Annotated in this window: 7 protein-coding genes; 3 read left to right on the forward strand and 4 right to left on the reverse strand. The window is 66.6% G+C overall.

What is annotated here, in order from left to right; all coding sequences use genetic code 11:
• The first annotated feature begins 128 nt into the window (after positions 1-128).
• The gene (locus B4E96_RS12535) at positions 129-1349 is read left to right on the forward strand and encodes a D-alanyl-D-alanine carboxypeptidase family protein (protein WP_286957852.1); all 1221 of its coding nucleotides are present in this window, start codon (positions 129-131) and stop codon (positions 1347-1349) included.
• Here the strand turns inward: B4E96_RS12535 and B4E96_RS12540 are convergent.
• The 3 genes from B4E96_RS12540 to trpS form a co-directional block, all read right to left on the reverse strand.
• Positions 1341-2390 carry an App1 family protein gene (locus B4E96_RS12540; protein ID WP_286957854.1) on the reverse strand — a complete coding sequence of 350 codons (1050 nt, stop codon included), beginning with the start codon at positions 2388-2390 and terminating at the stop codon, positions 1341-1343. The genes B4E96_RS12535 and B4E96_RS12540 overlap by 9 nt on opposite strands.
• A 63-nt stretch (positions 2391-2453) precedes the next feature.
• Positions 2454-3095: a 2'-5' RNA ligase family protein gene (locus B4E96_RS12545; RefSeq protein ID WP_259834132.1), complete on the reverse strand. Its 642-nt coding sequence runs from the start codon at positions 3093-3095 to the stop codon at positions 2454-2456.
• On the reverse strand, positions 3067-4083 hold the full coding sequence (gene trpS, locus B4E96_RS12550; protein ID WP_102161570.1) for a tryptophan--tRNA ligase: 1017 nt from the start codon (positions 4081-4083) through the stop codon (positions 3067-3069). Before trpS ends, B4E96_RS12545 begins: the two co-directional genes overlap by 29 nt.
• 371 nt (positions 4084-4454) lie before the next feature.
• Here trpS and B4E96_RS12555 point away from each other — a divergent pair, with 371 nt between their 5' ends.
• Positions 4455-6779 carry a carbon starvation CstA family protein gene (locus tag B4E96_RS12555; RefSeq protein WP_276547788.1) on the forward strand — a complete coding sequence of 775 codons (2325 nt, stop codon included), beginning with the start codon at positions 4455-4457 and terminating at the stop codon, positions 6777-6779.
• A gap of 2 nt (positions 6780-6781) precedes the next feature.
• Entirely contained in the window at positions 6782-6988 is a 207-nt protein-coding gene (locus tag B4E96_RS12560) for a YbdD/YjiX family protein (protein ID WP_102161567.1), read from the forward strand.
• Between the two features lie 115 nt (positions 6989-7103).
• Here the strand turns inward: B4E96_RS12560 and B4E96_RS12565 are convergent, their stop codons facing one another.
• Positions 7104-8723: an ABC-F family ATP-binding cassette domain-containing protein gene (locus B4E96_RS12565; protein ID WP_259834551.1), complete on the reverse strand. Its 1620-nt coding sequence runs from the start codon at positions 8721-8723 to the stop codon at positions 7104-7106.
• Between the last annotated feature and the right edge of the window lie 372 nt (positions 8724-9095).

Raw genomic sequence — 9095 nt, forward strand, 5'->3', positions numbered from 1 at the left:
CAGGCCCCGTCCCGCATCTTGGCGGCACGGGGCCTGAGTGCATTCACCCTGGTTCTGCCCCCCCGTTCCCGAGGCGGTGGGCGATAAGGTGCCGGTGGTCTCAGCTGGCATGGTTAGACTTGCGACCTGTGAACCACTCGATTCGTTCCACACAGACGCGGCGTGCTCGCCTGCGCGCCTGCCTCGGCGCCGGCGTTGCTGCTGCAGCCGTCGTGGCCGGCAGCGCGCTCACACCGGCCGCTGCTCTGGCCTCCCCTGCTGCATTAGCCTCCCCTGGTGCGGCAGCTGACGTCGTTGCCGAGGCAGAGGCATCTCCGACAGAGACGATGTACGAACGCGCCCTCATCGAAGACGGCGCCCCGGCCCCGCAGCCGAAAGCGTCCGCATGGGTGGTCGGCGATCTCGACTCCGGTGACGTGTTCACGTCCCAGGAGATGGACCGGCAGCTCGCTCCGGCCTCGGTCATCAAGCTGCTGACCGCTCTGGCTCTCGTCGATGTGCTCGATGACCCGAAGCAGAAGTACGAGGCGGTCTTCGACGATATGGCCGTCGACGGCACCAAGGTGGGTCTCGTGCAGAAGAACGAGTACACCATCGACCAGCTCTTCCACGCGATGCTCATGTCGAGTGCCAACGATGCCGCCCACGCCCTGGGTAATGCCGCCGGCGGGCAGGACAGGGCCGTTGAGCTCATGGAGGCCAAGGCCGAGGAGCTCGGGCTGACCGGCACGGTGCCGAAGAACACCTCGGGCCTGGACGCCGACGGCCAGGTGACGACAGTGCGCGATCAGCTCATCATCGCCCGGGCGATGCTGGACAACGACTACCTCATGAAGATCGTGCAGACGACCGAGTACAAGATGCCTGGTGGTGTCAACCCGGAGACGAAGGAGAAGTTCAAGGGCTACCCGATCCAGGACCACACGAAGATCGTCGGGCGCATCGACGGCGGACTCGGGCTCAAGAACGGCTACACCGTCAAGTCCAAGGGCAGCTTCGTCGCCGTGGCTGAGCGGGACGGCAAGACCTACGCGGCGGCGATCCTGCATTCGGACAACAGCACCCGTCAGGCGGCCATCGACCTGCTCGACTGGTCGTTCGCACAGTCGGACCTGCCGGTCGAGACGACCATCGCGCTGACCCCGGAGCCCAGCGACGAGCCGAGTCCGGAGCCCGCCGCACCCACGCATGAGGAGACCGCGGCAGCCGAGGCGCAGGAGCCGGCCGGCCCGCTGAGCTCACCGCTCATCCTCATCGCCGCTGCCGCCGCGGTACTCGGGGCCGGCGGCATCGCGTTCACGGCCCTGCGCCGGCGCGAGCGCCGACAGCGCGCAGCCGCCTCAGAGTGAGAAGAAGATGCCGCGCTCGGTGAGCTTCGAGGCCAGCCCCGCACCGTCGGGAGCGTAGATCCAGGGCACGCCCTGGCCACGGCCGGAGCCCTTCGAACGACCACCGGCCCACACCGCCTCGCCGACGGTCAGCTGGCGGATGGCAACCGCGACGACATTCTCCGGGTGGTTCTCGACGAACTCGCCGTAGATCTCCTCGTCATGCTGCCCATCATCGCCGATGAGCAGCCACTTGACCTGCGGGAACTCCCGGGCCAGACGTTCGAGGGTGGCACGCTTGTGATCCTGCCCGGAGCGGAACGCGCGGGTGGCTGTCGGCCCCCAGTCGGTCAGCAGCAGCGGTCCGACCGGGTACATGTTCCGGGTGAGGAAGCGCTTGAGGGTCGGGGCGACGTTCCACGGCCCGGTCGACAGGTACAGGATCGGCGAGTTCGGCCGCAGGTAGGTGAGCCGGTCGTAGAGCACCGCCATGCCGGCCACCGGCGAGCGGGCGTGCTCGTCGAGGACGAAGGTGTTCCAGGCGGCGAGGAAGGGACGCGGCAGCGCGGTGACCATGACGGTGTCGTCGATGTCGGAGACGATCCCGAAGCCCTGCTCCTGACCGATGATGCGCACATTGGCGGTGTCGACGAGCGAGTCATCGGTCCACAGCTCGATCTCGACATTGCCGGGCTCGAAGTCACCGGGGATGATCGCATCGACGATCCCGCCGCGATCGGCGGTGACCATATGTTCGGCGCCGTTGACGCGCACCCAGGCATGGTCATCGGACAGCGGCACATTGCCGAAAGAGCGCCAGCCGCGAATCGAGGCCTGCGTATCGGCTGCCGGCTGGCCGGTCTTGGTCAGCACGACGCGGGCGAGAACGCGGATGAAGTTCTCGCTGCCGTAGGAGTCGTAGGCGATGACGGTGCGATGCCAGCCGCGCTTCGTCGCCTTCTCCCGCGCCCAGGCGTGGTAGCGGTCTTCGAGGCGGGCGGCGGTGTGCAGCATCTCGGGGGCGAGATTGCGCGGTGCGGTCTTCTTCTTCACACCTGCCATTGTTCCGGTTCAGCTGAGCAGATGCCACACGCCTGGCCCATCGTGCCCGAGGAGGTGGCTCGGTTACGGGCCGAAGGGCACGTTGTCGAACAGCTGCCATTCCTCATCGGCGGTGTGGAAGTACACGCCGAAGCCGTGGGCCATGAATGACACGTCGTAGTCGGCCGATTCCCGGTAGGCCTGTTCGAGGACCTCCTCGTCGAGCTCCTGGGCGATCGTGACGTGCGGGTGGTACGGAAACGCCAGCTGCTGATTCAGCACTCCGTGGCGCAGGGCATCGGAGAGCTGCTGGCATTCGGAGATGCCGCGGGCGACGGCGATGAACACGACCGGCGAGGTCGGCATGAACGTCCCGGTCCCCCGCAGCTGCAGGGTGAACGGCGAGGTCGCATTCGCCACGCTGCGGATGTGCTCGCGCACGATCGGCCATGCGGTGGCCGGGATCTCCATCGGCGGGATGAGGGTGATGTGGGCCGGGACCGTCGTGCCGCGGGCGTCGCCGAGCGTTGCCCGCAGCGACTGCAGCTGGGAGCCGTAGGGTTCAGGCACATCGAGGGTCACCCCGATCGAGACCATCCCCGAGCCGTCGTCCGGCGGCAGCTCGGGCACTCCCGGCGGAGTGCCCCAGGCCGGGCCGAGGCCCCATTCGTCAGGACGGGCCATCCGGCCCGGTGACTCAGCGGCGGAGGAACCCGATGCGGTCATACACGTCCTTGATGGTCTGCTCGGCGATCGCCGAGGCGGCATCGGCACCGATCGACAGCAGCCGCTCGAGCTCAGCCGGGTCATCGAGCAGCTCACCGGTGCGCTCGCGCACCGGCGCGAGCGTCTCGACGGCGAGGTCGGCGAGCGCGACCTTGAGGTGGCCGTACATCTTGCCGTCGAACTCGGTCACGATCGCATCGATCGGCTGTCCGGAGAGCGAGGAGTAGATCGTCAGCAGGTTCGACACACCCGGCTTGTGCTCGGGGTCGTAGGCGATGACGGTGTCGTTGTCGGTGACGGCGGACTTGAACTTCTTCGCCAGCGCCTTGGGCTCATCGAGGATGTTGATGAGACCGGCCGGGGAGGCCGCCGACTTCGACATCTTCGCTGTCGGGTCCTGCAGATCGTAGATTTTGGCCGTCTCCTTCGGAATTCCGGCCTCAGGCACCGTGAAGGTGTGCCCGTAACGGTGGTTGAAGCGCTCGGCGAGGTTGCGGGTGAGCTCCAGGTGCTGGCGCTGGTCCTCGCCGACCGGGACGACATCGGGGTGGTACATGAGGATGTCAGCAGCCATGAGCGCCGGGTAGGTCAGCAGGCCGAGCGAGACGTTCTCGCGCTTGGACGACTTGTCCTTGAACTGCGTCATCCGCTGCGCCTCGCCCAAACCGGTGGTGCATTCGAGCACCCAGGACAGCTGCGTATGCTCGGGCACGTGGGACTGCACGAAGATCGTCGACTTCTCCGGATCGATGCCGGCGGCGAGGAACTGGGCGGCGGTGCGCAGGGTCCGCTCGCGCAGCAGCGCGGGATCCTGCTCGACGGTGATCGCGTGCATGTTCGCAATGAAGAAGAACGCGTCGTGCGTCTCCTGCTGCTCCACGAACTGCTGCAGCGCACCGATGTAGTTGCCCAGGTGGAGGGAGTCGGAGGTGGCCTGGATTCCGGAGAGAGTCCGCAGGCGGGTCTGCGGATCGTGCGTGGCGGTCATGGATTCCATTGTGCCACTTCCGCACCCGCGGTCTGCGACTCGGCCACCCGACCACCGCCTCGGCGGCGGACAGCGGCGCAGAGCACCACTGGACTGTCCGCAGAGTGAACAGATGCGCAGCTTTGGTAACGGTTTGACGGTGGTTCGCGCAGAACCTGCCGAAAAGTTAGACAAATCACAGAATTGGCCTCACCATATATTCAGTCTCAGGGAACTCACACACTTCTGCCGTGCGCTGCGGCTCCCCGGCCCAGCCCTTCCGTGCGGTGCCGTGCCGCGCGGATGCCGCACGACCAGGTGAATGCCCGCGTTCCCGTGATGTTCCGCCTGACCCGGCGGGGCTCATGCAGCAGAGCAGAAATGGAGCACGTATGTCGGTTGAATACGTCAGAACCGATGAGAGTCTGCCTCCAGTCGGCGTGATCGAACGTCCGCGCTGGACTCCGGGCAAGATCGTCCTGTGGGTTGCGATCGCTGCGGTCGCCTCCGTCGGCTGGGTGATGGTCGCGTTCGTGCGCGGCGAGAACCTCTCAGCCAGTTGGTTCGTCGCCGCTGCGGTCGGCAGCTACCTCATCGCCTTCCGCTTCTACGCGAAGTTCATCGAATGGAAGATCTGCCGACCCGACCACAAGCGGGCGACCCCCGCGGAGATCAACGAGAACGGCCGCGACTTCACCCCGACCGACCGCCGCGTCGTGTTCGGCCACCACTTCGCCGCGATCTCCGGCGCCGGCCCGCTCGTCGGCCCGATCCTCGCCGCTCAGATGGGCTACCTGCCCGGCACGCTGTGGATCATCCTCGGCGTCATCGTCGCCGGTGCGGTGCAGGACTACATGGTGCTGTACTTCTCGACCCGCCGCAACGGCCGGTCGCTGGGCCAGATGGCCCGTGACGAGCTCGGCTCCGTCGGCGGCTTCATCGCCAGCCTCGGCATCCTGCTCATCATGATCATCCTCATCGCCGTGCTCGGCGTCGTCATCATCAACGCCCTGGCCGAGAGCCCCTGGGGCGTCTTCTCGATCGCGATGACGATCCCGATCGCCGTGTTCATGGGTATCTACATGCGCTACATCCGCCCCGGCAAGGTCATCGAGACCTCTGTCATCGGCATCGCCCTGCTGGTGCTCGCGATCGTCGCCGGCGGTTGGGTCAATGCCAACCCGGCGCTGGCTGAGATGTTCCACCTGTCGAAGACGACGCTGGCCTGGTCGCTGATGATCTACGGCTTCTTCGCAGCTGTGCTGCCGGTGTGGGTGCTGCTGGCCCCGCGCGACTACCTGTCGACTTTCATGAAGATCGGCACCATCGTGCTGCTGGCCGTCGGCATCATCATCGTCAACCCGACCGTGCAGATGCCGGCCGTCACACCGTTCGCCTCGAACTCCGAGGGCCCGGCCTTCGCCGGATCCCTGTTCCCGTTCCTGTTCATCACCATCGCCTGTGGTGCGCTCTCCGGCTTCCACGCCCTGGTGTCCTCGGGCACGACGCCGAAGCTGCTGGAGAAGGAATCGCAGGCGCGTCTGGTGGGCTACGGAGGCATGCTCATGGAGTCCTTCGTGGCGATCATGGCGCTCGTCGCCGCGATCTGCCTCGACAAGGGCATCTACTTCGCCATGAACGCAGCCGAGCCGCTGACCGGCGGCACCGCCGAGGGCGCTGCCGAGTTCATCAACTCGAATCCGTTCATGGAGACGCAGACGACCGCCGCCGAACTCGCCGCTGCTGGTGAGGCCGTCGGCGAGGGTTCAATTGTTTCGCGCACCGGCGGTGCGCCGACCCTGGCAATGGGCATGGCGCATGTCCTGCATCAGGTGCCCGGCTTCGGCGGGCAGTCGGCGATGAGCTTCTGGTACCACTTCGCGGTCATGTTCGAAGCGCTGTTCATCCTCACCACCATCGACGCCGGCACCCGTGTTGCCCGCTTCATGTTCTCGGACTGGATGGGCAACTTCTGGCCGAAGTTCCGCGACCCATCCTGGAACATCGGCGCCTGGGTCTCGACGATCGTCATGGTCGGCGCCTGGGGCTCGATCCTGCTCATGGGTGTGACCGACCCACTCGGCGGCATCAACACGCTGTTCCCGCTGTTCGGCATCTCCAACCAGCTGTTGGCGGCAATCGCCTTGGCGGTGGTGTTCGCCTTGGTCTGCAAGGTCGGCAAGGCGCGCTATGCGTGGATCCCCGGGATCCCGCTCGCCTGGGACCTTGCCGTGACGATGACCGCCTCGTGGCAGAAGATCTTCTCCTCTGACCCGAAGCTCGGCTACTGGGCACAGCACTCGGCCTACAAGCAGGCACTCGCCGCGGGTGAGACCTCACTGGGCACCACCGAGGGTGTCGATGCGATGCGCGCGGTTGTGCGCAACACGTTCATCCAGGGCACGCTGTCGATCGTGTTCGCCTCGCTGGTGCTCATGGTCGTCGTCATGGCGATCGCGGTGAGCATCAAGTCGATCCGCACCGGCCCGATGGAGACGACCGAAGCCGCGTTCGTGCCGACGAAGCTCTTCGCCCCAGCCGGCCTCATCGCCACGAAGGCCGAGCGCGAAGTCGAGGCCCAGTGGGAGGAGTACCGTCGCAAGCACGGTCTCGCGCCCGCCGGTGCTGTCGGCGTATCCTCGAAGGAGAAGGCTGAGAAGGATCACGGTGCCTCGGACACCGGTTCCGGCTCGCACGCCGCTCCGAAGGAGAAGTGACGATGAGTTCGTTTGCTGCCGCAGTCGCCCGCCCGTTCAAGGCCGTGCACTGGTACCTCAAGGAGGTCATGGGCGAAAACGCCTACGTCCACTACCTTGAGCACTACGAACGCCACCACGGCACCCGCGAGGGTGCGATGTGCGAACGCGAATTCTGGCGCGAGCTCATCGACGAGCAGGAGACGAACCCGAAGGCGCGCTGCTGCTGAGGCAGTAACGTCCCACCCGGCGGCCGCCGGTTCACCTCAGGTGGACCGGCGGCCGCCGCGTTTTCCCGTTCCCGAGGTGGTTCGCACCGTTCCCGAGGTGGTGGCCGGGTGGCCGTCAGCGCGCCTCGCTCAGTGCCCCGTCTGTGATCTCCCACGTCCGGGTGCAGCCGATCTCATCGAGGAACTCCGCATCGTGGCTGACGACGATGAGCGCGCCCTGGTAGGCGGTCAGCGCCTCGACGAGCACCTCAATGCTCTCCAGGTCGAGATTGTTGGTCGGCTCATCGAGCAGCAGCAGCTGCGGGGCCGGATCGGCCAGCAGCAGCTGTGCGAGCGCGACCCGGAACCGCTCCCCACCAGAAAGCTGGCCGACCGGCTGATCGGGCCGGTCCTTCTTCAGCTGCAGACCAGCCAGCTGGGAGCGGACTGTGTGCGGGTCCGCGTCCGGGGCCGCTAGCCGGACGGTGTCGAGCACGCTGAGCTGCGGGTCGAGGAGAATGCGCTGCGGCAACACCCCCACCTCGTCGATGACGCGCACACCAGGCTCCTCCCCCGTGCGTACGGCTGTCAGGATCCGGTTGAGCAGGGTCGTCTTGCCGGCTCCGTTCGGACCGGCGAGCGCCACCCGCTCAGGCCCGCGGATGCTGAAGACCTCCTCCCCGCTGTCGAGTTCTAGGACCGTCCGCCCGGCTGGGACTGCAGTGTCGGGCAGTTCGATGTCGATGACGACACGAGGCCGCACCTGAGCCTGGGCTTCCTGCAGATTCTGATAGGCCGCTGCCTCCCGGTCAGCATGGGTGCCGGTGAGCTTCGCCGCTGACTTCTGCGCCTCCATCGCTCTATTGCCGGAGACGATCGGCGGGAGCTTCGCATCCTTCACCGCCTGCTTGGCCGTGCGCTGCCGGCGGTCGAGTTTGATCTGCGCCTCGATCCGCTTGCGCTTCTGCTTGCCCAGCTCGCTGCGGGCGGTCACGGCTGCCTGTTCTGCGGCTTCCTGTTCGGCGGCCAGCTGCCGGCGGTAGTCTGCGAAGCTGCCCTCCCAGGTCCGCATTGTCGAGGCCTGCAGCTCGCCTGCCGCATTGCGGGTGCCGGTGCCGTAGAGTTCGACGATCCGGTCGACGCCTGCGAGCAGCCGCCGGTCGTGGCTGATGATGAGCAGCGAACCCCGCCAGCTGTCGACGAGCCCGCGCACATGTTCCCGGCCCGCGGCGTCGAGGTTGTTCGTCGGTTCATCAAGGATCGCCAGCTCCGGCCGGTGCAGGTGCAGGTTCGCGAGCCCGACCTTCACCGCCTCTCCTCCGGAGAGTGTGCGCATCGGCCGGTCGAGCTCATGCTCGGCCAACGGGATCCCGGCTGCCGCAAGTGATTGGAAGGCGCGGGCGGCGATGTCCCAGTCCTGGCCGATGACGTCGAAGTGGGCGACGTCGGCGTCTCCGGACTCCACTGCTTCGAGCGCGGCGAGCACCTGGTCGATGCCGAGCACTTCGGCGATGGTCTGGTCGCTCAAGGCCAGGTCCTGGGGCAGCACGCCGACGCTGCCGTGGATGTGTATGCGCCCGACCGTCGGTGTCAGTTCGCCGGTGAGCAGACGGACGAGAGTGGTCTTGCCGGCGCCGTTGGCGCCGATGAGACCGGTGCGCCCGCGGGCGATCGAGCCGGTGAGCCCGGACAGTGCGGCGGTGCCGTCGGGCCAGGTGTAGGTGAGCGAGTCAAGGGTGATGAGTGAGTGTTCCACGCATGCCTCCGCGTGACGAAATCGAAAGGACGATTCGAGACGCGCACAGGCTCAGCCCAATGATCGATGCAGACAGGTCTGCAGGAGCGCAGGAATCCGCGTGTTGCGGGATCTCCGGCGGGCATGATCGAACACGTCAGCCGTGCAGCCGTGAACGGTTCGGCTGCCGAGCGCAGGAATGATGCGCGTCTCAGGGGTGAGTGATCGTCGATTTCACGGAAGGTGGTGTGCTCTCTGCCGGAGTGCGCCGATGCTGTCACCATCGGCGAGGTCTCTGCCAGTATACCCGCCGGCTGCAGGGAGATCGCAAAGAGAATACCGGCTGCGGCCAGCCAGCTCAGGCGGCCTAGGTGTACTTCCTCGGGAGGTTGT

It is taken from the genome of Brevibacterium sp. UBA7493 (genome assembly GCF_002479565.1).
GTDB classification, from domain to species: Bacteria; Actinomycetota; Actinomycetes; order Actinomycetales; family Brevibacteriaceae; genus Brevibacterium; species Brevibacterium luteolum.

Excerpts from the sequence above, each read along its gene's own strand:
- B4E96_RS12540 (WP_286957854.1), bottom strand. The coding sequence starts at position 2,390 with ATGGCAGGTGTGAAGAAGAAGACCGCACCGCGCAATCTCGCCCCCGAG.
- B4E96_RS12545 (WP_259834132.1), bottom strand. The coding sequence starts at position 3,095 with ATGACCGCATCGGGTTCCTCCGCCGCTGAGTCACCGGGCCGGATGGCC.
- trpS (WP_102161570.1), bottom strand. The coding sequence starts at position 4,083 with ATGACCGCCACGCACGATCCGCAGACCCGCCTGCGGACTCTCTCCGGA.
- B4E96_RS12555 (WP_276547788.1), top strand. The coding sequence starts at position 4,455 with ATGTCGGTTGAATACGTCAGAACCGATGAGAGTCTGCCTCCAGTCGGC.
- B4E96_RS12560 (WP_102161567.1), top strand. The coding sequence starts at position 6,782 with ATGAGTTCGTTTGCTGCCGCAGTCGCCCGCCCGTTCAAGGCCGTGCAC.